The organism is Anaerobiospirillum thomasii (assembly GCF_900445255.1).
GTDB lineage: Bacteria > Pseudomonadota > Gammaproteobacteria > Enterobacterales > Succinivibrionaceae > Anaerobiospirillum_A > Anaerobiospirillum_A thomasii.
On record NZ_UAPU01000007.1, the window covers coordinates 107,359 to 132,448 of the forward strand.

Consider the following 25,090-nt stretch of genomic DNA (forward strand, 5'->3'; position numbering starts at 1 on the left):
AATGACGGAGTATTTTACTCCGCCACTTTTGAAATTACTTGTCCTGCTGAACAGATAAAGTAATTACTGCTTTTACATCAGCGTGAAGCTGAATAGCAATTTCGTACTCGCCAACTGAACGCAGAACGCCGTCTGGGAGACGAACTTCATTTCTGTGGATCTCACAGCTCTGGGCAGTAAGAGCATCAGAAATATCACGAGTACCGATAGAGCCGAATAATTTGCCCTCATCGCCGGCCTTAGCCTTGATAACCAGAGTGCCTAACTCGGCTAACTTGGCGGCTCTGTCCTGAGCAGCCTTTAACTCTGAAGCCAGCTTAGCCTCGTACTCGGCACGCTGTGCCTCGAACTTAGCCAGGTTCTCTTTAGTAGCCATAACGGCTTTCTTTTGTGGTAACAGGTAGTTGCGGGCATAGCCATTGCGAACCTTAACCTTGTCACCGAGACCGCCTAAGTGAGCGATCTTATCAAGCAGAATGATTTCCATTATGCAATTCCTTATTTAACAACCAATTAACGGCTGTGAAGATCGGTGTAAGGCAAAAGAGCTAAATAGCGAGCACGCTTAATAGCTGTTGCCAGTTGACGCTGGTACTTTGCAGATGTACCGGTGATGCGGCTTGGAACAATCTTACCTGACTCGGTAATGTAGTTCTTTAATAAAGCAACATCCTTGTAATCGATTTCAGTTACGCCTTCTGCAGTGAAACGGCAGAACTTACGACGATGGAAATAACGAGCCATTTTAAAGTTCTCCCTTACTCTTGAGTTTCAATTGCTTCTTCAGCATTGTTTTCAACCTCAGCCTCATCGGCGTCTTTGTTGAACTGCTGACGACGGTCCTGATCTTCATCACGTGCACGACGCTCCTCGCGAGCCTTCAGCATAGGTGACTGCTCGGTTACTGGACCGTTGGTACGGAGAACGAGATTACGGATAACAGCATCGTTGAAGCGGAAGTTGTTCTCGATGTTATCGATGGCTTCCTGCTCAGCCTCAACGTTCATAAGAACGTAGTGAGCCTTGTGCAATTTCTCGATTGGATAAGCCAGCTGACGACGGCCCCAATCCTCAAGACGGTGAATCTTACCGCCGGTCTTTTCGATCTCGGCTGTGTAGCGCTCGATCATGCCCTGAACCTGATCGCTCTGATCTGGGTGAACCAGGAATACTATTTCGTAGTGACGCATTTAATGCCCCTTACGGTTAAAAGTCTAAAGATATCTGTCAGATCTAGTAGACAAGGAAGCTAAATTCAGAAAATAAGAAAAAATTTCTGAAACGACAGAATGGCAAATATTTTAATCTCAAAAAATAATTTTGCAAGTATTTTTTTGAACCAAGTCAGATTTTATAAAGCTTTTTATCTTAAGACGCAAAAGCCTTAAATTCCATTGGCATATATGAGCTTCTACTTGCTGCTCTGACATAGTTAAGGCGCCATTTTATACTAAGGCTAGCACCTTTTAGTCCTGCAGTCCTCTTTGACGTCTGGCCTCAAACAGCGCAATGCCTGCTGCAACTGACACATTAAGACTCTCAACGCCTGCGGCCATTGGAATTTTGGTGATGCTGTCGCACTTTTCACGTGTCAGTCGACGCATACCGCTCTCCTCAGAGCCCATAACCAGGGCAAGAGCTCCTGTCAAATCGCTCTTGTAGATGTCATCCTCTGCCTCACCTGCCATACCTACCACTCTAAAGTCGCGCTCATCCTGTAAATACTCGATGGTGCGGGCCAGATTGGTAACGTAGACAAGCGGCATAACAGCTGCAGCGCCTGAGGCTGCCTTTTTGGCTGCTGCGGTAAATGAAGCTGATTTGTCCTTTGGTACAATAACACAGCAGGCCCCTGCTCCCCAGGCAGATCTCATGCAGGCACCAAGATTATGAGGATCGGTAACCCCATCTAAAATCAGGGCCAGCATATCCTGTCCATTATCCTGTGCCTTATCTAAAATAGCAGGCAGATCTCTTTCAGTAAGCGGCGGGGAAGCTTTAACCTCAAGCATAATGCCCTGATGCACGCCGCCTTGTGATCTTTCATCAAGATACTGACGTGATGAGTGCTGCATGGAAATACCATATGCCTTTAGAAGATGCACAATGGTCTCAAGTCTTTTATCTTCCTTGCCCTTTAGAATATAAGCTGTAATGATGCTCTCAGGAGCGCTCTCAAGCGCTGCTGTCACGGCATTGATGCCATAGACAAGCTCTCTTAAACCCTTTTTACTTTTATGTATCATATATAAATGCCCGTTTAAAAATTATGGCCCTAAGTTTATCACAGCAGACAAAAAATTAAAGGCCGTCTGAAGCTGTGCTTTTTGCCCCAGACTGCCTTTGTCTAAATACTGCTTGGTACACAAAAAGTCAGACTATCTATCCTTTTTCTTGCCTTTGCTCTTTTTGACCTTGTCTTTTTCCTTATCTTTTTTGGCTTTGCTCTTTTGCTTTTTAGACAGCTTTTTCTCTTTGGCTATCTTTTCAAACAATGTATCAGAGCGCTCTTTTAAAAAGAGTGAGTCATCCTCAACGGCCTGATTGATATTAGAGCCCATGATATTGTTAAAGACAGCATCAAACTCATCATTGTCAAGTGAGCTCTGCTCAATCTCCCTAGCCCTTTGCTGCTTGGCGCTTTTTATAATGCTCTTGAGCACAGGATTGCCCCTTTGTTCAAGGAAAAGATCAACCTTGTGTGTCTTTGAGTCAACCGAGGCAATAACCACCTTGACAGGAGAGCCTACATGCAGGCGTTTTAAGCCGCCTGGCTCTGCGTACTCATAGCAGTTGTCTCTCATCTCACCCTTTGGCAGATTGCCAATAAAGATCATGCCGTCAATATAGAAATTGTTAAGACGCACAAAGATGCCAAAGGAGACAAGAGCTGTGATGGTGCCTGTGACAGTCTCTCCAATGTGATTTTTCAAAAATTCACACTTGAGCTCATTATCAACATCATGCTCTGCCATATCAGCTGCAATCTCTCTGTCAGTACAGCGTGTACCCAAGGTTACAAGCTCCTCCTTGGTATAGGATTTAGCGCCTATGCGTCCCCAGCTGTGAGTCTTTTTCTTCTCTAAAAGATATTTGATCACACGATGCAGCTGCAGATCAGGATAGCGGCGTATAGGAGAGGTAAAGTGGGCATATTTATCAAGAGCCAGACCAAAGTGACCTATATTGTCAGGACTGTACATAGCCTTTGACATAGCCTGTAGTACAATCTGCTCAATAATGGCCTTATCCTCTCTTTTTTCTATCTGTTTGGCTAAAACTGCAAAATCCTGATTGGAAGGATTGTCACCACCGCCTAGAGTTAAACCGAAAGTTAAAAGATTGCTGCGCAGAGCCTCAAGCTTTACAGCACTCGGCTTGGCATGCACACGGTAAAGTGTCTGTGAGGCATTAGCCTGCACAAAACAGGCTGCTGCTACGTTGGCTGCAATCATGCACTCTTCAATAAGCATATGTGACTCATTTCTTATATAAGGCTCAATAGCACTTATCTCCATATGCTCATCAAATATAATATGCACCTCCTGTCCTTCAACAGCAATGCCGCCTCTTATCTCACGTGCCCTTTTTAAGACCTTGTATAATTTATTAATCTCCTGCAGATCGCCAATTAAAGCTTTGTGTTCTGCATTATCGGTACTGCCCTTTTCTATCATCTCATGCGCCTCGGTATAGGTCAGACGCGCATGACTGTTCATGACAGCAGGATAGAAATCATACTTTTCTATAGTACCCTTGCCATTGATTATCATCTCACAGACCATACACAGTCTGTCAACCTTAGGATTTAAAGAGCAGATGCCATTTGACAGCTTCTTTGGCAGCATAGGTATGACATAGTTTGGAAAGTAGACTGAATTGCAGCGGTTTAAAGCCTCAGCATCAAGCACTGTGCCTGTCTTGACATAGTATGACACATCGGCAATAGCTACATAAAGACGCCATACAGTGCCTTCCTTGACACAATAGACGGCATCATCAAAGTCTCTTGCATCCTCACCGTCAATAGTCACAAGCGGCAGATCACGCAGATCCCTGCGCCCTTTAATCTCTGACTCATCTACACTGTCAGGAATTCTGGTCAGGGCTCTTTTCATGTTAGGTGGCCAGATATTTGGAATATCGTATTTTAAAATGGCACTTAACAGAATTTTATTGAATTTGCCAAGATCCTTTACCACCTCCTGCACCACAAGACCAGAGCCTTTTTTATTGTGGGCATAGCGGGCAATAACAATGTCACCTTCCCTGGCCCCGTTCAAACTGGCCTTGGAGAGTATTTCATAAGTTCTGTTATTTGATACATCACATGGTTCAACCACAAAGGATGATCCAGATGCCCTCAGATAGCCTATAACACCAGAGCTCTTGCTCAAAAGCTCCTTGACATAGGCCACCATCTTGATGTTATCGGCAATTACAAGAACCTCATCACCAGAGTTTAAATTGAATTTGGACTCAACTTTATATCTTGTAACCTTCTCAAGATCCTTTATGAAAAATTCGCCTAAGATCTTACCCTCAAAGATTTTGCCTTTAAACTCTACTACATTGTCCTCACAGATATAGCATGAATAATCCTCAAGATAGCTAAGCGCTCCTTCCTTGACCAGCTCATCTAAAAAGCTGTGCACCACATCCATGCCAAGACCTAAGGTATTCTCCTCATATCCCACTTTCTTTAGAGCATAGAATAAAAAGCCCTGCGCCTGCGGATTAAAAATATTAAGAGGATACAGCTGCATTACCACATACAGCGCCACTTTGAGATTGGATGCCACCTCACCTTTTGGAGCATTGGGACTTTTTAGCAAAAAGTCTATCTTGCTTTGCATATCCTTTATATCTTCCATACCTTTGTCCTTATTCTGTCTATACTTTATTCTAAGAATAGTGCAAGAATATCATTTAACATAATTTTACCTAGCCTGGTTATGTGATAAGTGTTAGCTGTATCAAAACATATAAGTCCAAGCTCAGATGCCTTGTGCAGTTTATCTTCAATAAGCGCAACATCAAGGCCGGTTTTGTCCGTAAAATCAGTAAGAGAAATACTGTCAAACAGTCTTAAACGATTGAGCATATACTCAAAAGGCACATCATTGTCGCTCACATTATAAAATCTGGCATAGTCCTCTTGCATATAAGACTTTGGCAGAGAGTGATGTGCTCTGCGCATTATGCTCTGCCCTAAAGATATTTTAGAGTGCGCCCCGGCACCAAGTCCCAGATAATCACCAAAGAGCCAGTAGTTTTCATTGTGAACACAGCGCCTCTCTTTAGTAAAGGCTGATACTTCATAACGCTCAAAGCCATGCTTTTGCAAAAACTCAAACCCCTGCTCTTCTATATCAAGCATAGTATCTTCATCAGGCAGGACTGGAGGATGGGCGCCAAAATGAGTATCTTCCTCAATGGTAAGCTCATACCAGGATAAATGTGTGCACTCAAGGTCACAGGCTGTCTGCAGATCAGCCAAAGCCATAGCAGTGCTCTGACCTGGCAGGGTATGCATAAGATCAAAATTGCGCCTTAAAAAACCTGCCCTTCTGGCCTCAAGACAGGCCTTTTTGGCCTCATCACTGTCATGGATACGCCCTAAGGCCTTTAACATGGCATTATCAAAGCTCTGTACACCTATAGAAATGCGGTTAAAACCTGCAGCTTTAAAGTCACAGAGATTTTTATAATCAACAGTGCCGGGATTGGCCTCAAAGGTTATCTCACAGTCTTTATCTAAAAACTGAGCAATAGTGTCAAAAAAGGAGGCGTAGCATGAGGCATTTCCAAGCGACGGAGTACCGCCGCCTACAAAGACAGATATAAACTGCCTGCCCTGTATATATTCCTGCGAGGCCTTAAAATCGTCCAAAAGCCTTGCAAAATAGGCCTCATCATAACTTATATCCTTTTTGTGCGAGTTAAAATCGCAGTAAGGACATTTTCTTATACACCATGGATAGTGCAGATATAAAGAGAGCTTAGTGTGCATAGGACTGTCTTAACAGCTCAAGCATCTGCTGCATGGCCTTAAAGCGGTGTGAGAGCAGATTCTTAAGCTGTGGCGGAATCTGCGCGGCACTTGCATGTCTGTCCTTTAAATAAAACAGTGGATCATAGCCAAAACCGTTGGCCCCACGCTCTTCAAAGCCAATCATACCCTCCCATGAGGCTGTGGCAATAAGCGGGGTTGGATCATCACCATGACGCACAAAGGCAAGAGCACAGACAAAGCGGGCAGTTCTTTTATCTGCCTTGACATGAGCCAGTTCCTCCAAAAGCTTTTTATTATTGCCCTTGTCATCACCATGCACACCTGCATAGCGGGCTGAGAAAATACCAGGAGCTCCGTTTAGGGCATCAACGCAGATGCCGCTGTCATCGGCAAGGGCCGGCATTGAGGCATAGGCACTGGCGTTATAGGCTTTAATTAGAGCATTTTGTATAAAGCTTTTGCCATCTTCTGCCACATCTGGCACATTAAAATTTTTCTGTGGCACTACCTTTATATTAAAAACCTCAAGCATAGCCTCCACCTCACGGGCCTTGTGCTCATTGTTTGAGGCTAGAACTATGGTTTTTGGATATGTCATAAAGCAAATTTTCCTTTTGTTTAAATAACCTTTTTACGCGATAAGGTTCTGCTGGCATTGCCTGCCACATCGCTTAGCACCTGTTCATAGGTTGGATTGAAAAACGGATAGCAGGCAAGCTCCTCGCATGTCATCTTCTTTTCTATGCACAATGATAAAAACTGCGCTAAATGGGCAGCACCTGAGGCACACATTTCAGAGCCTAAAATCTCATGGCTTGCCTCATCAACATAGAGTCTGACAATACCGTTTACCTTTCTTTGAATACGGTACATACCAGATGAGGTATGACTTTCAGCTACAATAAAACTCTGTCCTCTGCGGGCTCTGTCACGCATACTCTCAAGCGACATACCTACAATGGCCAAAGACGGATCGGCATCTAAAATCTTAAGATTAACCCTCTCTTTCATAACATTGATAAGAGGATAGGTGGCGGCATTCATTCCGGCAAAACGCCCCTGTGCCTTTGACTGCACAGTTGAGATGTTGGCATCTGTTATATTGCCAGCAGCAAAAATATGATTGACCGAGCTTTGCATGGTGGTATTGTCAATATCAATAAAACCGCGCTTATCAAGTCTTACCCCTATATCGCGCAGATTAAGTCCCTGCGTTCTTGCAACACGGGTATTTACAGATAAAACCTTGTCCACCTTCAGATAGTTTTCGTAGTTGCTGTCATCAATATAATACAGACCATAGCTGTCATTTTCCCTCTCAATAGCCGTAATGACGCTGTTAAAGGCAATATTAACCTTGGAGGCAAATTCATCGGCTGCCACCTGTATGACAGACTCATCGGTAAGATGCCATAAATTGCTGCGCGAAAATATGGTTACATCAGAGCCAAGATATGATAAGGCCTGACCTAGCTGCAAAGCCTCGGCACCTGAGCCAAAGACGGCCAGGGATTTTGGTATAGTATCAAGCTCAAAGATATCATTGGTGGTTAAAATATCACCAAGTTTAGCTATCTCATAGGGAATATCAGGGGTGGAGCCTGTGGCTATGACAGCAGTTTTAAAGGTGATGTTAAGATCCTGATCTATAATCTCAACACAGTAAGGATCTACAAATCTGGCTCTGCCTATGATGCGCTCGCTCTCAGGTATTTTATAGATTACAGAGAGTATTTCTGTAGTACCCCTAGCTCTGACTGCGCGCAGAGCATTCATAACCTCGGAGGTATCATACTCCCTCTCGCCTATAAGGCGCAGACCAAAGGCATCAAGATTGCTTGAGGCTCTGACTCTTTTGGCAGCAGCCATTAAAATGGCCGCAGGAATGTCACCAGATCGCTGTGATGTGGTACCTAAAGGACCTGACTCAATCAAGATACAGTTAGCCCCCTTTTCATTAGCTGCCTTGTAGGCCTCAAGGCCGGCGCTGCCGGCTCCTATGATCAGAGTATCACAACTTATATTTTTCAAAATATCTCCTAATTTTTTATATATTGTATGCAAAATACTTTAAAATCTAAATAAATAAATCTAACTTTTGGAGGTTTTACACTGTTATGACTCTGGAAATGACCCCTGCCATGCAGAAAATTTTTTCCTATAAGGCTTTTATCTTTGATCTTGACGGAACACTCATCAATTCCATGCCCTTTCATGTCAAAGCCTGGATACAGGTAGGCGCCGAGCACGGTTTTGTCGTTGATCCTGCTTTGATTTACAGCATGGGCGGTGTATCCTCTCGTGACGTTGTAACCTATTTTGCATCACAAGGCCATGATGTTGGTGATATTGATGAATTTGTCAAAAGAAAAGTACAGCTCTATCGTGAAAATATGGATAAGGTTGAGACTATAAAGCCTATAGAAGAGGTTTTAAAAAAGGGTCATGAGCTTGGTATAAAAATAGCCGTGGGTACAGGCACACAGCGTATCAATGCTGTCGATATTCTGAAAAAACTTGGTCTTGAACGCTATGTTGATGCCATAGTCTGTGCCGATGATGTAAAACGCCACAAACCATTTCCAGACACATTTTTAAAGTGCTGCTCCTTAATGGGTGTAGAACCTAAAGATACCCTGGTCTTTGAGGATGGCAAGCTTGGTGTTCAGGCAGCTATTGATGGTGGCATGCACTGCGTTGAGGTTGTTGACTGCAAGTGCGACTTTGCAATTAAGACAAGTCTTTAAACAGTCTTTATAAATTAAAAGTACAGAGGGCAGGAATAGGACATCCTGCCTTTTTTGTATAAATTATATGTAAAAGACAAAAACATATATTGATAGTGCTACTGTCTTTAAATCCTATAACTTTTATATCATGTCTTACATGTTAATATTAAAGCTTTAATATATAAGAAAATCCATCATAAATATGATTAATGGCGCGCATGGATAAACAATTATTTGGATAGAGCTTTATTAAAAGCTAATATAGAGAAGCAAAAGCCCTGGTAAAAATAACAGAAAAAGGCAGAGGCTTTGCACTTGTAAATAAAATTATTATTTAAATATTAATTTACCTTATTATTTACCATAAGAGTTGAAATCTTATCTTTATATGAAATTTCCGGGTTTCAATCTCGGTTGATCTTATTAATAACCAACACCAAATCCTATATATATCAATCAATGAATCTGATCTTTAATCTTTAAATCTTGGTTTTAACTATAGATCCGGGACGTTTTATATCATTCCTAAATTTGCTCTTGAATTCCTAATCTTCTCGCCTGATCTTGTAATCGCAGTTCTGCCTTTTGCACATATCTTATGTTATGCAAACCTTTATTCTTAAGCATATACATCAGATCTTATTGCATTATTTTAATGCACTCGTCTACAACGCAGCTCTTTTTATGGCTACTTTATGTAAACTATTGAACATTGTTAGAATCAACTAAAAAGTTGTTTTGCTAGGATATTAGAAGGAGAGGTGAGCTCACTTCCGCCAAGAATAAAGAGCTCACACTACTTGAATGTTTATTTTAACACAAAATTTATTTTCCAATATTGATGAGCTCAATGAAGCCATCAAAAATGGCCTTTCAAAGCCTATAAGATTGCTTTTACATAAAGATGCTTTTCAATATTTAATCTGTCCACTCTGTAATAAGAAACTCAAATTTAAAGCTTATATTAGCAAGGCCAAACGCCTGATCTATGGAGTGAAAATTACAGTGCTTATTCCTCAGATGTTTTGCGAAAACAAAGATTGTAATTGTGGTGCTTGCAAGAAGCATAAGGTGTCACGTTACCATCTTGTACAGCCAGATATTTTTGAGCCTGGCCAAAGTCATTTAAAACAAGTTATTGAAGACTATATAGCAGCAGAATCAGAAAATGTACAAAATAAAGATTTAGAAGCTCGCTGCGGGGATCTCAGTCTATTTAAACAAGAATGTAAGAAAGTATTAAAGCTGATACAAAGATGGAAATATCATATAAAACAGTTTAACTCTCTCAAGCATAGAGTATTTAAATTTTTTGATATTACGGTTTCATGCCTGACGGCCCCTAGGTTCTGCCTGTTGCTCCATAATAGTGAAAATATACAAAATGCCATACTTATGCGCTTTCGTACAGCAAATAACGACTAATTTTTAAAAGTCCTTAAAATACCCTTTGTTGAAGACAAACATGGGGTTTGTCATATTTTTTTAAGGAACTTTTAATGACAAAAAGACAGCATTTGAGCGCAGACAAGCTCAAAGACATAGCCAAGCTTATTCTTGGAGGGCTGAATAATACCCAGATTGGAGCTAGAGTTGGTGTCTCCCGTTTTACTGTATCGCACATAAAAGAGAGGCTGTTTAAAGCAGACATCTGCTCCCGATACTCTCTTGAGCTTCTTAGTAATCAGCAACTTGTAGATATATGCTATCTGGCATCAGGTACAGATAATGGTACTCAGGAGGAGCATGTCTCCCGCTCAGAGTTTATGCCAGATTTTTTGGAGATGGCTGTAGACCGCCTGGAAAGGCATATGAGCAAGCAATTTTATTATTTTAATTACATGGAAAACTGTATTGCCAATAAATGGCACTACTTATCTCGCAGTCAGTTTTATCATTATTTAAAAAAGGCAGAAGATGAGCTTTTTGCAAAAACGGCTGATCCAGTATTTATCATGGACAAGACATATGGACTAAGCTGCGAAATTGATTTTGCCGGAAAAAAGTGTGCTCTGACACTTCCTGGAGGCGTTAAGACAGATTTTAATGTATTTGTAATTGTGTGGTCTGCCAGTTGTTACGTTTTTGCAAGATTCGTAGAAAGACAGACCACAGAGGCTACATGCATAGCTATAAGCGCTGCATTTAAGCACTTTAACTGTCTACCCCAGGAAATAATACCTGACAATGCCAAAGCATGGGTAGAAGATCACTCTATTATATCAGAGCCTATCATAAATAAATCATTTGAAGACTTTATGTCGCGTTTTGATGTATTTGTACATCCAACATCACCACGTGCGCCAACTCATAAATCCAGGGTTGAATACGCTGTAAGGTTAATAACTGAACGTGTTATCAACAATTATGACAGTGACACACCAAGATCACTGGAGGAACATAACCACCTATTACAGGATCTGATTGAAAAGCGTATTAATCAGGCCCAGCTGCGTGGAGATTTAGAGCAAAACAGAGCCTATCTGTTTGAGCATTGTGAAAAACCTAAAGCCCGCGCCATGATCTCTACCATACCTCAATTTGCCCATATCTATATCCTCAAAGTGCCTCGTAACTACCATATAACATTTGGTACAAATAAATATTCTGTCCCATATACCTATATAGGTCAGGTGGTAACAGTCAGAGTGTATGAAAATATATTAACAATATCATGCGATGATCGCCTTATTGCCACGCATCCTATTAATTTTGCACAAAATAACAGCGTCAATACGATTAGAGCACATATGCCTGAGAACCACAAGGCCGTTCAAGATGAAAGGAAGTATTTAAAGATTGAACAGGCGCTGGATGAAGCTTTTAATCTCAGTAAAAATCTGCACTCATACTGTTCATGGAAAAATAAGCAAAAAAACGGACATGCCCTCAAAGCATGTGTTGCGGCCATTAATTTCTATAAAGGATCTGCCAACACAGAGCTTGCTGATAAGACATTCATGAAAATAATGCAGATGGAACCAGCTGTTAGAAACATAACAAATTTAGTCCAAATTTATAAGCAGATGGTATCAGAGTCTTTAAAACCGCGTGAGGATGATATTGCCGATATAGCCTGTACTGCAGAAGAGCCCGTCATCAATGAGCCCAGATCTGACAAAGCCAGTGAGCAAGGTAATTTAACATTTAGTGTTGATGACGATGGTGTTCTGCGCAACTCTAGAGATGTGGCTATGGCCAGAAAATTGGGTAAAGCACAGGAGAATAAATAATGTCAAATGAACAAACTTACACTCTAACTGAAGATGAAAGCCGTATAATAAAAGCTTTTAAAGACATTCGTTTAAAAGGCCTTGCTCTGGCCTTTCATCGCCAGTTTACAACGCCAGACATATTTAGCGGTTTGACATTTAATGAAAGACTGCTGATGGCGCTTCAAGAGCATATTGATTATGCTAATGAGGTTAAAGGTCAGACGCTGTTAAAGCGCAGTAAACTCAGAGGAAATCAAGATTTAGATTTTATTTTAAGGAGTGAAAAGAGAGGGCTTAGTAATACAACTATGGCAGAGCTTGCCTCGCTGAGTTTTGTAGTTAAAAAACAAAATGTCATAGTACGAGGAGCATCTGGAACAGGTAAGACAGAGCTCATATGCAATATCGGTAGAAGAGCTTGCCTCAGAGGCATGAGTGTACAATATACAATAGCCAATGATCTCCTAGAGCAATTCTCTATATTTAACGTAGAGCAAAGACTTAAATTCAGAGAAAAGCTTAAAAAGGTGCACCTGCTGATAATAGATGATTTATTTTTGACCGACTTTTATGAAGCCAGGTATGCTAAATATCTTAATGATATTTTAAATGATCGTATTAATACTGCGTCTACACTGATAGCAACACAGCTTACATCTGTAGGTATGGCTAAAAGGTTTGTAAATATTGATGCAGCCATAACAGATGCTGTAACTAGGCGCATTAATCAGTGTGTACAAGATATTACACTTCTGCCATATGACTTTGTCTAGGAGCTTGTCGTGTATAAGTTAAAAATATTAGGCCGTCTTGCATTTAATAATGACAGTAACTGTCTTTATATTGATGACTATGAAATAAATATAGGAGATACCATCTATCTGAAAAAAAAGGATAGACATGGCAAATCAAAATGGATCTCCCATATGGTCGATTTTAATTTAAACAGCCATGAATGGTTTCTAGGAGGTAAACCAATGAGGCCGCAACTTCATCTTGGCAGAGTTGTTAAAATCGATATCATTTTATAACACAAAAACCCTGGCCTAGTGTCAGGGTTTTATCTCTAATAAGCCTATATAAAAGCTATATTTATGGCGTCAGTTTACAGAGTAACTGCCTAAAGATCTGACGTGCTATACAAGATCAATAGATGATGTAACGGAAGTACTGTTTTGGTGCAATAGGAACTTCTGATAACCCTCAGGATCTGACGATGCCTTTAAAGATGGCATGATTACCAGAAGGATTTAATAGACAAAAGATCATGTGTAAGAAGAGCGGAAATACTGATTTAGGTCAGGATCAGATGTATAAAAACAGTATTGAACAAAAGTAGGCAGGAACTACTGCTAGAGTTTAGGACAAATTTTAGCTCAAGATCAGATGAGATTTAATAGGAATTGGTGTCGTCCGTTTTCAAGATCTAATACTGAGGCACTACCGGATCAGATGAGATTTTAGACCGGATTTTCCACTTTATAGATTAACTGCTGTCTGCCTTTGATATCCATGATACAGATGGTGTACTGATCAAAAGACTGCAGCACTCCTTCAAACTTCATGCCTGTTACAAGGAAAACACAAATAGATATATTATTATCGGTAAGAAAGCGCAGGGCTCCATCCTGTCCGCCATTTAAAGCAAAGGCTGAACTTAAGGATTTAAAATTACCTGCATGTGAATTGGCCCAGTTATTATTATTTTTGGTATGGTTCATATCTATTTCACTTATTAGAATTATTTTTATTAGGATAATTAATGTATGTCGTATAGATTATAAACAAAATAGAACTAGTTTTGTATACCAAGATGAAAAATGTCTATAAAAACACTTAGGTTTGAAATGAAAATTTGAGTTTAAAATAAGATGGTGCCCAGAGGCGGAATCGAACCACCGACACGGGGATTTTCAATCCCCTGCTCTACCGACTGAGCTATCTGGGCACAAAAAGAGGTAAATTTTTAAGTGGTGCCCAGAGGCGGAATCGAACCACCGACACGGGGATTTTCAATCCCCTGCTCTACCGACTGAGCTATCTGGGCAACGGCGATTATTAAACCATTTATACGATTTCATGTCAAGAAATTTTAAAAAAAATTTTAAAATTTCTTCAGATTTCTGCCTTCATCTAAAGTCAAAGACATAGATAAAACCCTGATTTTTGCCTTATATATGCCATTTGTTGACATTATGCATTTAAAAATAAATTATCTAAAATTTTTTTTATTTTATTTGTAAAAAAAAGGCTTGCGCCAAAGTGGCATCATAAAAAATATTTTAATTTTTGCACTCTCGATTAAAAAAGTGCAATCACGTACAAAACTTATGCCTGCCCATTAATTTATTTGCCAGCTATCTTATCAGGAGTTATTTAAATAAAGCCTGCTACCTGTACTGTATCAAAAGACACTATTCTTTTGAGCCTTTTAGATTTCAGTCTTACATCTGTGCGCATAATCTTATATAAGCCCCCAGTTTTAAGCTCTCTAAGAGCTTTTATGGCACATATGGGAACAATCTATGTAAATTGTGATTGAGCTGCGTATGCTAAAGATTAAGCAATAGTAAAATCTGTGCCGCATGGGGTTAGAGCATAGATCAGATCTTATCTTTTAGATGAGAGGATAAAAGTTTTTATAAGGTCTATAAGAACAGACCCCACACTAAGTTGGGGTCTGTTGATGGCCTGATTAAAACATCAGGCGCACAGATCTGTACAAGGCTCTTATAGCTTACCGCAACAGTCTTTGTATTTCTTGCCAGAGCCGCATGGGCATGGGTCATTGCGACCTACATGATCATGACCGTCAGTCAGGGTAGCCTTTTTAGGGCGGGAGAGATTTTTCTCCTTTTCTTCCTGCATTCTCTTTAACTGAGCAATCTGCTCTTCAGATAGCTCTGGCATTCTTACCTGAATGCGGGATAAGGTTCTTACTACCTGATACTTGAGGTTATCAAGCATCTTGGTAAAGAGATTGAAGGACTGAATCTTATACTCATTCTTAGGATTTTTCTGAGCATAACCCTGCAGACCGATACCCTGACGCATATAGTCCATAGAGGCAAGGTGCTCCTTCCACAGAGTATCTATAGCCTGCAGCATGACGCTCTTCTCAAGGCGAACCCTGTTCTCCTCGCCGATAAGCTCACACTTTTTAGCATAGATATCAGCAGCAACTCCTATAACCTTTTCTCTGATGTCATCCTCAACCAGCTTGTCATCTTCCTGCATCCAGGCGGCAATAGGAGCATCGACATCAAACTCCTCTTTAAGTCTGTTCTGCAGATCCTCAACCTTCCAGGTCTCAACAAGTGAGTTAGGCTCGATATACTCATCAATAACACTGTTAAATACGTCCTCACGTATAGTATTGATGGTCTGACCAATATCCTCGCCATCGAGCAGAGCATTTCTCTCCTCATAGATAACCTTACGCTGCTGATTGGCCACATCGTCAAACTCAAGCAGGCTCTTACGTATATCAAAGTTTCTGGTCTCAACCTTTCTCTGGGCATTTTCAATTGATCTTGTAACCAGCTTGTGCTCAAGAGGCTGATCACCTTCCATACCCATTCTCTGCATGAAGGCTTTTAACTTTTCAGAGCCAAACATACGCATCAGGCTGTCATCCATTGACAGATAGAAACGTGATGAACCAGGATCACCCTGACGTCCGGCACGGCCACGCAGCTGATTGTCAATACGACGTGACTCATGACGCTCAGAGCCTATGATGTGCAGACCACCTGCAGCCACAACTGCATCATGACGCTGCTGCCACTGCTCCTGCAGCTCCTTGACAGCCTGCTCTGTAGCCTTGTCACCTAAGGCATTAATATCTGCCTGCAGATTACCGCCAAGAATAATATCTGTACCACGACCGGCCATGTTGGTGGCAATGGTCACAGTACCTGGACGGCCGGCCTGAGCTACAATATGGGCCTCCTGCTCGTGGAACTTGGCATTTAATACCTGATGGGCAATACCCTCTTTCTTAAGCAGTGATGAGAGCTTTTCAGAATTTTCAATAGAGATGGTACCAACGAGCACTGGACGGCCTTTTTTAACCTGCTCTTTAATATCCTCAATAATGGCTTTGAACTTATCTGCCTCGGTAAGATAAATAAGATCTGCCATATCATTACGTATCATAGGCTTGTTGGTTGGCAGCACAACAGTTCTTAAACCATATATCTGCTGGAACTCAAAAGCCTCTGTATCAGCTGTACCGGTCATACCGGCAAGCTTTTCATACATTCTAAAGTAGTTCTGGAAGGTAATAGAGGCTAAAGTCTGATTTTCAGCCTTGATCTCTACATGCTCCTTTGCCTCAACTGCCTGATGCAGTCCGTCTGACCAGCGTCTGCCTTCCATCTTACGGCCTGAGTGCTCATCAATAATTACAACCTGACCACCGGCTACCACGTAGTCAACGTCACGTCTGAACAGTGCATGGGCACGCAGAGCTGCCATAACATGATGCAGAAGAACAATATTTGAGCTTGAGAATAATGACTCACCTGCTCTTAAAAGACCCTTTTCACGCAGCAGATCCTCAACATAGATCTGGCCGCGCTCTGTAAGGTAGGCCTGCTTCATTTTTAGATCAACAGTAAAATGACCATCGCCTACATACTCTTCAGTATCTTCCTTATCCTGCTTTTTAAGATTTGGAATAATGGTGTCAATCTGACGGTAAAGCTCTGAGCTGTCCTCGGCTGCACCTGAGATAATAAGAGGGGTTCTGGCCTCATCGATAAGTACAGAGTCAACCTCGTCAACAAGAGCATAATATAAAGGTCTCTGAACTCTCTGCTCTTTGGCATAGGCCATATTGTCACGCAGATAGTCAAAGCCAAACTCATTATTGGTACCGTAGGTTACATCACAGGCATAGGCTGCACGCTTTTGCTCTGGATCCATTCCTGGAATATTGCATCCTACTGTCATACCTAAGAAGGTATAGAATGGACGGCTCCAGTCACTGTCACGTCTTGCCAGATAGTCATTTACTGTAACAACATGTACACCCTTTTCTGTAAGAGCATTTAAGTAGCAAGGCAGTAAAGCGGTGAGGGTTTTACCTTCACCTGTCTTCATTTCTGCAATCTGTTTTTCATTTAAAACCATGCCACCCATAAGCTGTACATCAAATGGTCTTAAACCAAGTGTACGTACAGAAGCCTCACGGGCTGCTGCAAAAACCTCAGGCAGCAGTGACTCAAGTGTTGCACCCTGTGAGATTTTCTCTTTAAATTCTTTGGTCAGATTAATAAAATCGCTATCCTGCAGTGCCTGATACTTTGGCTCAAGTTCATTTATCTGCTTAACTATCTTATTAAGCTTGCGGAGGGTCCTTTGATTGCTACTACCTATAATCTTGGTAACTAGAGTGGTTAAAAACATATTGTTATCACTATCTGCTTTAATATTCTGAAAATCTAATATTAGCTGATATCACCAGCTTAAATAAACATAAGCGTTAATCTAACACAATTTATGACTTAATTCATCAATTAATTAAGCTAAGACAGTGCTTTGGAAAAGATAGAAAAGTGATGTTGCAGAAAAAATAAAAGCAGTCTGAAACTGCCTTTGAGATTTGGAGCGGGAAACGAGGTTCGAACTCGCGACCCTAACCATGGCAAGGTTATGCTCTACCAACTGAGCTATTCCCGCATCCTGTGCATTTATCATTTCCAGTTTTATCTGGAGCGGGAAACGAGGTTCGAACTCGCGACCCTAACCATGGCAAGGTTATGCTCTACCAACTGAGCTATTCCCGCAATGATAAATACGTTAAATTTTAGTTTGGAGCGGGAAACGAGGTTCGAACTCGCGACCCTAACCATGGCAAGGTTATGCTCTACCAACTGAGCTATTCCCGCATCCGTTGCATTTATCATTTCCAGTTTTATCTGGAGCGGGAAACGAGGTTCGAACTCGCGACCCTAACCATGGCAAGGTTATGCTCTACCAACTGAGCTATTCCCGCAATGATAAATACTATTACTTATCTCAAAGAGACTGAAATCAAACATATTTTCAGAGCTCTTCAAATCAAGTGCATGCCATTATAATTAAATTTTTCGCTTTTGCAAGTTATTTTTTACAAAAATTTTACACAAAATCAGCTATGTCTTTGAAAATTAAACATTTTTAATGTAAATATACTCACTTTATGAAAATGCTGTGTACATAATAAGATAAGATCATAAGCCATACCCCCTGCCGCCTTTATCTTACTGAGTATCAGGCCGCTGTACAATATAAAGCCTACATGAAAGATCTCTGTCTTAAGCTTTTCTGTGTCTTATTCATTTTGTCTGCTATCTTTTAAATAGCTTTAATAGAGTCACGCACTGTTCCATCTGCTGTGCTTTCTGTACAGACAGATAATACTGCATCTTTTGCTGGTTTCAGAACATTTTGAACTATATTTAAACTATTGCGCAACACGCAGCTGCAAGCTTATAAATATATTAAGTACATATACTTTTTTTATGTGCAGTTTTTCAATATTTGTGCGCTTCTTTCACTCTAAGTTTTATATAAGAAAAGAGAGCTAAACTTACCACCATAGACATAAAACAACAGTATTTATGCAAGGTTTAGCAATTTTGCTGTATACTTTGTAGCGTTTTTTTGCAAGGAAAGTTAAATATATGCCAGTTATCAACAAACTTCTTGAGCTTACAGAGACAGTGACTCCACTCTCTACCCTGACCTCACTGTCAGCCAAACTTACTGAAAAACCATTAGGTTCATTTACACAGTTTTTAATCAGACAGTTTATCAAGTCCTTTAATATCAACTTAGAAGAGATAGAGAATAAAGATCTCTCCTCATATAAAACCTTTAATGATTTTTTTACAAGAAAACTTGCCGAAGGTCAAAGACCTCTTGATGAAAAGGCCATTGCCGTGTCACCTGTTGATGGTACTGTAGGTCAGGCAGGCGATATCAAGGCAGGCCGCCTAATGCAGGCTAAAGGTATTGACTACTCACTCAAGGCCCTGGTAGGAGGCTCTGCCAAGGACGAGGAGCTTTTTAGAGAAGGTCTGTTTGCCTGTATCTATCTGTCACCTTCAAACTATCACAGAATTCATATGCCTGTTGACGGTGAGCTTGTCAAAACCATACATATACCAGGCAAGCACTTTCCTGTAGGCACATCCAATATAAATCATCTTGAGCAGCTTTACACCAAGAATGAAAGACTGGTGTGCATATTCAAGACTGCACATGGCTATTTAGGTGTGGTTATGGTAGGCGCTGCCCTTGTAGGCTCAATTGCCACTCCATGGTCTGGCACCATTAAAAGACGCAAGGATATTTTAGCTGAGACCTTTACAGACAAGCACTTTAAAAAAGGTGATGAAATAGGTCTGTTTAAATACGGCTCAACCGTTGTATGTCTGTTCTCAGCAGATTTTGGCTCTATAGATGATATGTTTGTAGAAGGTTATGCTGTAAAGATGGGTCAGAGCATGATTGTGCCAGGTCCTAGTGATGATAACAGTCTTGATGAAGGCAAGGATGAAGGCAGCTGCCCTCTTAAGAGCTAAAGGCATATATTTATTAACATACAGGATGGCACTGCCATCCTGTTTTAATCTGCAGGCAGAAAAAACTGTACAGCAGGCGCAAATAATGAGCATGCAGACAAAATTAAAATCCTGTAAAAAAATATGGAGAAAATGCGTATCATGTGAAAAAAATGATCTGAATCACACTTCTTTTATCTGTCTGATGTGAATAATTTTTACATTTATCCTTAATCAGCGCTTTACTAAAACTCCATGTTTAAGCCTGCCGTTACCCTAATCATCCTCTAAAATTAACCAGAATCTGACGCTGCAAGTGCCGTTTTAGTGCACTTTTATTAATTATTAATTTATTGCAATGTAAAACTTTTTTTAAAAAATAAAACTAATATCTCAATAATTATTTTCAATTTTCTGATATATTTATAGTGTTTATTTTGCTAATCGGTAATTCAATTTTTATCCCTACCGAAGCTTAGGAGATTCACGTGGAAAAAATTCAAACTGACGTTGCAATCGTAGGTGCTGGTGGTACTGGATTACGTGCTGCTATTGCTGTAGCACAAGCTGATCCAAAACTGCGCATTGCACTCATTTCCAAAGTTTACCCGATGCGAAGCCACACTGTAGCTGCAGAAGGTGGCGCAGCCGGTGTTATTAGAGATGATGACTCATATCAGAAACACTTTGAAGATACAGTAGCCGGTGGTGACTGGTTATGTGAGCAGGATGTTGTTGAGTACTTCGTACGTCACACAACTGAAGAACTGTTCCAGTTAGAGCACTGGGGCTGCCCATGGAGCCGTAAGGACGACGGTGACGTAAACGTACGTCGTTTCGGCGGTATGAAGGTGCCTCGCACATGGTTCGCCGCTGACAAGTCAGGCTTCCATATGCTTCACACCCTGTTCCAGGCATCAATTCAGTTCCCATCAATCAACCGTTTTGACGAGCACTTCGTGCTTGATCTGCTGGTTGAGGACGGCGTTTGCCGCGGCGTAGTCTGCTACGATCTGCAAAATGGTGTATTCCGTCAGATTAATGCCAAGTCTGTAATTATTGCAACTGGCGGTGCCGGTCGTGCCTATGCTTTCAACACCGACGGTGGTATCGTTACCGGTGACGGTATTTCACTTGCCTACCGTCATGGCGTGCCTATCCGTGATATGGAGTTCGTTCAGTATCACCCAACCGGCCTCTTAGGCTGCGGTATCTTAATGACCGAGGGTTGTCGTGGTGAAGGCGGCGTTCTGTACAACAAGGACGGCTACCGTTACCTCCAGGACTACGGTCTAGGCCCTGAGACCCCTGTTGGTCATCCAAAGAACAAATACATGGAATTAGGTCCACGTGATCGTGTATCCCAGGCATTCTGGCAGGAATCACAGAAAGGCCGCACCATCAAGTATCCATTAGGCGAGGCTGTACACCTTGATCTTACCCACTTAGGTGAGAAGTATCTGCACGAGCGTCTCCCAATGATCTGCGAGCTGGCTCAGACCTACTCAGGTGTTGATCCTGTCAAGCAGCCAATCCCTGTACGTCCAGTTGTTCACTACACCATGGGTGGTATTGAGACTGACGGCCGCACCAAGACCCGTATGGATGGTCTGTATGCTGCAGGTGAGTGTGCATCAGTTGGTATTCACGGCGCTAACCGTCTTGGCTCCAACTCACTGGTTGAGACCATTGTATTTGGTAAAGTTGCAGGTGATGCTGCTGCAGAGCGTGCACACGAAATCAATGACTTTGACAGCCCAGAGCTTGATCGTCAGGCAGCAGAAGCTGAGAAACGTGCTCTGTCTATGTTCGATGTCAAGGGCGATGAGTCACAGTACAAGATCCGTTCTGAAATGGGTGAGTCCATGGAGAAGGGTGTTGGTATCTACCGTGTTGAAGAGACTATGCAGGAAACTCTGGATACCCTCAAGGTACTGCGCACACGTCTGAAGAATGTTCCATTAACCGACAGAGGTCGTGTATTCAATACTGAGTGGATGAACTTAATCGAGCTTGGCTACACCTTAGACTGTGCCGAGACCATGGTTCACTCTGCTATCAACCGTAAAGAGTCACGTGGTTCACACCAACGTCTCGATGGCCCTAACGGCGCATACAAAGAGCGTGATGATGCTAAGTTCCTCAAACACACCTTAGCTATCTACAACAAGGAAACTGGTCTGCCAGATATTTCCTACAGCGACGTTAAGATTACTACCTTCCAGCCAGCCAAGCGTGTATACGGTGCTGAGGCAGAGGCTGCTGAAGCTGCTAAGAAGGCCAAGGAGGCAGATAAATAATGGATAAAACTATGAAGATTACAGTCGTTCGCTACCGCCCGGAGCAGGACGACAAGCCATGGGAGCAGACCTTTGATGTTCCATATATCAATGAGACATCAGTTTTAGAGGCCCTGTTCTACATCAAGGATCACTTTGAGCCAAGCCTTTCATTCCGCTGGTCATGCCGTATGGCCGTATGCGGTTCCTGCGGTATGATGGTAAACAATGTACCAAAGCTTGCCTGCAAGACCTTCCTTCGTGATTACGAAGGCAAGACCATGCGCATTGCCCCACTCGATAACTTCCCTATCGAGCGTGACCTTGTTGTTGATATTTCTGATCTTATTGAGAAGATTGAGCGCATTAAGCCATACATCATTCCAACTGAGAAGGACAAGAATATGCCTTTAACCAAGGCCTATAAGCAGACTCCTCAGCAGATGGAGGCCTATCGTCAGTTCGCTCAGTGCATCAACTGTGGCTGTTGCTATGCTGCCTGCCCTCAGTACAAGCTCAACAAAGAGTTCATCGGACCTGCCGCTTTAACTCTGCTCTATCGTTACAATATTGACAGCCGTGACGGTGGCAAGAAGTTACGTATGCCATTCCTGAGCCAGGAAGAAGGTGTATGGAGCTGTACATTCGTTGGCTACTGCTCAGAAGTATGTCCTAAGCATGTAGACCCATCTTCAGCTATTCAGCTTGGCAAGAAGATGAGTGCTACTGATTATGTTATCAGTATGTTTAAGCCGGAGTAGTAATATGAGTCAGACAAATTCATACCGTAAACCTTACAATCCTCCGATTGATAAGACTTGGTGGGCCAAACACCCATTCTACTTCCGTTATATGTTACGTGAAGGCACTTCTTTTGCCGCTGTATTTGCAGGTCTTGAGATTATGCTTGGCGTATTTATGTTCGCCCTGTGTGATTTCACTGCCCCTGTTGCAACAGCTCAGTCAACAGCACCATACCTCTGGTTTGTTCAGGAGTTCCTGGGCAACCCACTGGTTCTGCTGATTAACGTAGCTGTTTTAGGCGCTGCTCTTTTCCACGCTGTTACATTCTTTGCTCTTATGCCAAAGGCTGTACGCGTATTCATGAACAAGACCACAACCGAGCTTGTTCCTGAGATGATGGTTCAGGGTGCCCTGTATGCTGCTTTTGGTGGCGCCACTGTAGTTATTCTGGCTTTAGCTTTCTTAACAATGCCTTAAGGAGATTTTTATGCATCAACCACGTTCAGACGAACCAATTTACTGGTTATTATTCGGTGCTGGTGGCATGGTCCTAGGCATCGTTTTCCCAGCAGTTTTAATTCTGCTGTTAGTTGCAGGTCTCAGCTCACCTGATGTACAGACCGGTCTTTTAAGCTTTGAGCATGTCAAAGGCATGCTTGGCAACTGGTTTGTATCACTTGTGATCTTTGCCTGCACCATGTTACTGTTCTGGCACTGCTTCCACCGTATCTATCATGCTCTGCATGACTTTGGTATACGTGTGACCAAGCTGCACTGGTTCGTTTTATACGGATCCTGCGCTGCCTTATCATTCATGGCTTTAGGCTTCCACTTATTTGCCTATGTTAAAGCCTGCTAATTTGACGTAGTCATTTTTTGACCTCCCGCAAGGGCTGAGAAATCAGCCCTTTTTCTTTTTTAAAAAGCGAATAATATTTATCAAATATGCCCACAAAAATGCGAAGTACTGCGCAGATTTTTGATATAATCATCACCGAAATAAAAATAATAAAGTAGCTTTAATAAGTCCTGACAAATCATATCAGGCAGGACCCCACAATAGTATTTTGAGGTTACAACAGTGACAAAGAAAACCAAAATGGTCTGCACCATTGGACCAAAATCTGAGAACAAAGAAGTCCTTACTTCCCTATTAAATGCCGGCATGAACGTAATGCGTCTTAACTTCTCCCACGGAGATTTTCAAGAGCATGGCTACAGAATTGACAATTTAGAGAGCATCATGCAGGAAACCGGCAAAGTATTTGCTGTACTGCTTGATACCAGAGGCCCTGAAATCCGTACTGGTACTCTTGAGGGCGGTCAGGACATTCAGCTTGTAACTGGTCAGAAAATCACTATCACCACCGACATGTCTACTGTAGGCAACCGAGAGATCATTGCTGTCAACTACAAGAACTTTGCTGTAGATATAGAAGTTGGTGATACTGTACTGCTCGATGACGGTCTTATTGCTCTTAAGGTTCTGTCAAAGACCGACACCACCGTCTTTACCGAGGTATTAAACAACGGTATGTTAGGTGAGAAAAAAGGCGTTAACCTGCCAAATACTCACATCACCATGCCATTCCTCTCAGAGCACGACAAGAAAGATCTGCTCTTTGGTATTGAGCGCAAGGTTGACTTCGTTGCAGCCTCATTCACCAGAAACCGTCGCGACGTCATGGACGTACGTGAGTTCTTAAATGCCAACGGCGGTGAAGAGATTCAGATCATTGCCAAGATTGAGAATCAGGAAGGTCTTGATAACTTTGAGGACATCTTAGAAGTTGCCGATGGTATCATGGTGGCCCGTGGTGATCTTGGTGTAGAGATCCCAGCTCAGGAAGTTATTTTCGCCCAGAAGCATATGGTTCACCGTTGCAATGAGGTTGGCAAGTTTGTTATCACAGCCACTCAGATGCTTGATTCTATGATCAAGAACCCACGTCCTACCCGTGCCGAGGCCGGTGACGTTGCCAATGCTATTTTAGACGGTACTGATGCAGTTATGTTATCAGGCGAGTCAGCCAAGGGTAAATATCCTTTAGAGGCTGTAACAACCATGTCAGCCATCTGCTCACGCACTGACAGAGAAGTAAACCCTCGCTACCACAATCTTGACTGCTCATGTGCCACAGAATTCGAGGTTTCTGTAACTGATGCTGTATGTAAGAGTGCAGTTGAGGCCTCAGAGGTCTTAAAGTCACCTCTTATCGTAGTTGCCACAGAGCATGGCAATTCACCACGTGCTATCCGCAAGTTCTTCCCTAACTGCCACATCCTGGCTTTAACTCCACACATGAGAACAGCCCGTCAGCTATGCATTGTCCGTGGCGTTACTCCTAAGCTTGTTGATAGAATCAGCTCAACTGACGAGTTCTTTGAGCTTGGTAAGAAGCTGGCTATTGAGACCGGTCTTGCCAAGGCAGGTGACAACATTGTGCTGGTAAACGGCGCCCTGGTTCCATCAGGCACCACCAACACCCTATCAGTACACACAATCTAATATATACTTTTATGCAAAGGCACCAAATGGTGCCTTTTCTTTTTG

21 protein-coding genes and 6 tRNA genes are annotated in these 25,090 nt (G+C 42.0%); 11 read left to right on the top strand and 16 right to left on the bottom strand.

The genetic code is table 11. The annotated features are described in order from the left end of the window. Positions 1 to 34: 34 nt before the first annotated feature. The 8 genes from rplI to DRZ93_RS07655 form a co-directional block, all read right to left on the bottom strand. Positions 35 to 487 carry a 50S ribosomal protein L9 gene (rplI, locus tag DRZ93_RS07620; protein ID WP_113744088.1) on the bottom strand — a complete coding sequence of 151 codons (453 nt, stop codon included), beginning with the start codon at positions 485 to 487 and terminating at the stop codon, positions 35 to 37. A 26-nt stretch (positions 488 to 513) separates the two neighbouring features. Next, positions 514 to 744: a 30S ribosomal protein S18 gene (gene rpsR / locus DRZ93_RS07625; protein ID WP_113744087.1), complete on the bottom strand. Its 231-nt coding sequence runs from the start codon at positions 742 to 744 to the stop codon at positions 514 to 516. A 14-nt stretch (positions 745 to 758) separates the two neighbouring features. Then, complete coding sequence (gene rpsF, locus DRZ93_RS07630) at positions 759 to 1,190, bottom strand: 30S ribosomal protein S6 (RefSeq protein ID WP_113746251.1); 432 nt, start codon at positions 1,188 to 1,190, stop codon at positions 759 to 761. A gap of 276 nt (positions 1,191 to 1,466) precedes the next feature. Beyond that, positions 1,467 to 2,246: a 23S rRNA (guanosine(2251)-2'-O)-methyltransferase RlmB gene (rlmB, locus tag DRZ93_RS07635; RefSeq protein ID WP_113744085.1), complete on the bottom strand. Its 780-nt coding sequence runs from the start codon at positions 2,244 to 2,246 to the stop codon at positions 1,467 to 1,469. A 132-nt stretch (positions 2,247 to 2,378) separates the two neighbouring features. Next, positions 2,379 to 4,874, bottom strand: coding sequence for a ribonuclease R (gene rnr / locus DRZ93_RS07640; RefSeq protein ID WP_113746252.1), 2,496 nt, complete (start codon positions 4,872 to 4,874; stop codon positions 2,379 to 2,381). Positions 4,875 to 4,900: 26 nt separating this feature from the next. Further along, positions 4,901 to 6,013 carry a radical SAM family heme chaperone HemW gene (hemW, locus tag DRZ93_RS07645; protein WP_113746253.1) on the bottom strand — a complete coding sequence of 371 codons (1,113 nt, stop codon included), beginning with the start codon at positions 6,011 to 6,013 and terminating at the stop codon, positions 4,901 to 4,903. After that, on the bottom strand, positions 6,003 to 6,614 hold the full coding sequence (rdgB, locus tag DRZ93_RS07650) for an RdgB/HAM1 family non-canonical purine NTP pyrophosphatase (RefSeq protein WP_113746254.1): 612 nt from the start codon (positions 6,612 to 6,614) through the stop codon (positions 6,003 to 6,005). Before rdgB ends, hemW begins: the two co-directional genes overlap by 11 nt. A gap of 20 nt (positions 6,615 to 6,634) precedes the next feature. Continuing rightward, positions 6,635 to 8,047 carry an FAD-dependent oxidoreductase gene (locus DRZ93_RS07655; RefSeq protein ID WP_146741105.1) on the bottom strand — a complete coding sequence of 471 codons (1,413 nt, stop codon included), beginning with the start codon at positions 8,045 to 8,047 and terminating at the stop codon, positions 6,635 to 6,637. An 86-nt stretch (positions 8,048 to 8,133) separates the two neighbouring features. Between DRZ93_RS07655 and DRZ93_RS07660 the strand changes: the two genes are divergently transcribed. From DRZ93_RS07660 to DRZ93_RS07680, 5 genes are all read left to right on the top strand, one after another. Next, positions 8,134 to 8,763 carry an HAD family hydrolase gene (locus DRZ93_RS07660; RefSeq protein WP_113744080.1) on the top strand — a complete coding sequence of 210 codons (630 nt, stop codon included), beginning with the start codon at positions 8,134 to 8,136 and terminating at the stop codon, positions 8,761 to 8,763. A gap of 786 nt (positions 8,764 to 9,549) precedes the next feature. Continuing rightward, entirely contained in the window at positions 9,550 to 10,170 is a 621-nt protein-coding gene (locus DRZ93_RS07665) for a hypothetical protein (RefSeq protein WP_113746256.1), read from the top strand. A gap of 74 nt (positions 10,171 to 10,244) precedes the next feature. Continuing rightward, on the top strand, positions 10,245 to 11,978 hold the full coding sequence (locus tag DRZ93_RS07670; RefSeq protein WP_113746257.1) for a Mu transposase domain-containing protein: 1,734 nt from the start codon (positions 10,245 to 10,247) through the stop codon (positions 11,976 to 11,978). Next, the gene (locus tag DRZ93_RS07675) at positions 11,978 to 12,733 is read left to right on the top strand and encodes an ATP-binding protein (RefSeq protein ID WP_113745864.1); all 756 of its coding nucleotides are present in this window, start codon (positions 11,978 to 11,980) and stop codon (positions 12,731 to 12,733) included. Before DRZ93_RS07670 ends, DRZ93_RS07675 begins: the two co-directional genes overlap by 1 nt. A gap of 9 nt (positions 12,734 to 12,742) precedes the next feature. Further along, positions 12,743 to 12,991: a hypothetical protein gene (locus DRZ93_RS07680; protein WP_113745863.1), complete on the top strand. Its 249-nt coding sequence runs from the start codon at positions 12,743 to 12,745 to the stop codon at positions 12,989 to 12,991. 429 nt (positions 12,992 to 13,420) lie between these two features. Here DRZ93_RS07680 and DRZ93_RS07685 read toward each other — a convergent pair whose 3' ends face one another. The 8 genes from DRZ93_RS07685 to DRZ93_RS07720 all read right to left on the bottom strand — a co-directional run bounded on the left by DRZ93_RS07685 (position 13,421) and on the right by DRZ93_RS07720 (position 17,961). Then, positions 13,421 to 13,681 carry an RNA chaperone Hfq gene (locus DRZ93_RS07685; RefSeq protein ID WP_113746258.1) on the bottom strand — a complete coding sequence of 87 codons (261 nt, stop codon included), beginning with the start codon at positions 13,679 to 13,681 and terminating at the stop codon, positions 13,421 to 13,423. A gap of 151 nt (positions 13,682 to 13,832) precedes the next feature. Beyond that, positions 13,833 to 13,908: transfer RNA gene (locus DRZ93_RS07690), tRNA-Phe, on the bottom strand. A gap of 23 nt (positions 13,909 to 13,931) precedes the next feature. Beyond that, a tRNA-Phe gene (locus tag DRZ93_RS07695) sits at positions 13,932 to 14,007 on the bottom strand. A 683-nt stretch (positions 14,008 to 14,690) separates the two neighbouring features. Beyond that, positions 14,691 to 17,372 carry a preprotein translocase subunit SecA gene (gene secA / locus DRZ93_RS07700; RefSeq protein ID WP_113744078.1) on the bottom strand — a complete coding sequence of 894 codons (2,682 nt, stop codon included), beginning with the start codon at positions 17,370 to 17,372 and terminating at the stop codon, positions 14,691 to 14,693. A gap of 197 nt (positions 17,373 to 17,569) precedes the next feature. Beyond that, positions 17,570 to 17,645, bottom strand: a tRNA-Gly gene (locus DRZ93_RS07705). Between the two features lie 31 nt (positions 17,646 to 17,676). Then, a tRNA-Gly gene (locus DRZ93_RS07710) sits at positions 17,677 to 17,752 on the bottom strand. 26 nt (positions 17,753 to 17,778) lie between these two features. Next, positions 17,779 to 17,854: transfer RNA gene (locus DRZ93_RS07715), tRNA-Gly, on the bottom strand. Between the two features lie 31 nt (positions 17,855 to 17,885). Next, positions 17,886 to 17,961, bottom strand: a tRNA-Gly gene (locus DRZ93_RS07720). Between the two features lie 670 nt (positions 17,962 to 18,631). Between DRZ93_RS07720 and asd the strand changes: the two genes are divergently transcribed. The 6 genes from asd to pykF all read left to right on the top strand — a co-directional run bounded on the left by asd (position 18,632) and on the right by pykF (position 25,045). Next, positions 18,632 to 19,534 carry an archaetidylserine decarboxylase gene (asd, locus tag DRZ93_RS07725; RefSeq protein WP_113744077.1) on the top strand — a complete coding sequence of 301 codons (903 nt, stop codon included), beginning with the start codon at positions 18,632 to 18,634 and terminating at the stop codon, positions 19,532 to 19,534. Between the two features lie 467 nt (positions 19,535 to 20,001). Then, positions 20,002 to 21,813, top strand: a complete 1,812-nt coding sequence (gene frdA / locus DRZ93_RS07735; RefSeq protein WP_113744076.1) for a fumarate reductase (quinol) flavoprotein subunit — start codon at positions 20,002 to 20,004, stop codon at positions 21,811 to 21,813. A gap of 11 nt (positions 21,814 to 21,824) precedes the next feature. Beyond that, complete coding sequence (locus tag DRZ93_RS07740) at positions 21,825 to 22,553, top strand: succinate dehydrogenase/fumarate reductase iron-sulfur subunit (protein WP_373854226.1); 729 nt, start codon at positions 21,825 to 21,827, stop codon at positions 22,551 to 22,553. Positions 22,554 to 22,557: 4 nt separating this feature from the next. Continuing rightward, positions 22,558 to 23,013 carry a fumarate reductase subunit C gene (locus tag DRZ93_RS07745; protein ID WP_172458128.1) on the top strand — a complete coding sequence of 152 codons (456 nt, stop codon included), beginning with the start codon at positions 22,558 to 22,560 and terminating at the stop codon, positions 23,011 to 23,013. A gap of 10 nt (positions 23,014 to 23,023) precedes the next feature. After that, the gene (frdD, locus tag DRZ93_RS07750; RefSeq protein WP_113744073.1) at positions 23,024 to 23,395 is read left to right on the top strand and encodes a fumarate reductase subunit FrdD; all 372 of its coding nucleotides are present in this window, start codon (positions 23,024 to 23,026) and stop codon (positions 23,393 to 23,395) included. Between the two features lie 222 nt (positions 23,396 to 23,617). Further along, positions 23,618 to 25,045, top strand: a complete 1,428-nt coding sequence (pykF, locus tag DRZ93_RS07755) for a pyruvate kinase PykF (RefSeq protein ID WP_113744072.1) — start codon at positions 23,618 to 23,620, stop codon at positions 25,043 to 25,045. Positions 25,046 to 25,090: the final 45 nt, after the last annotated feature.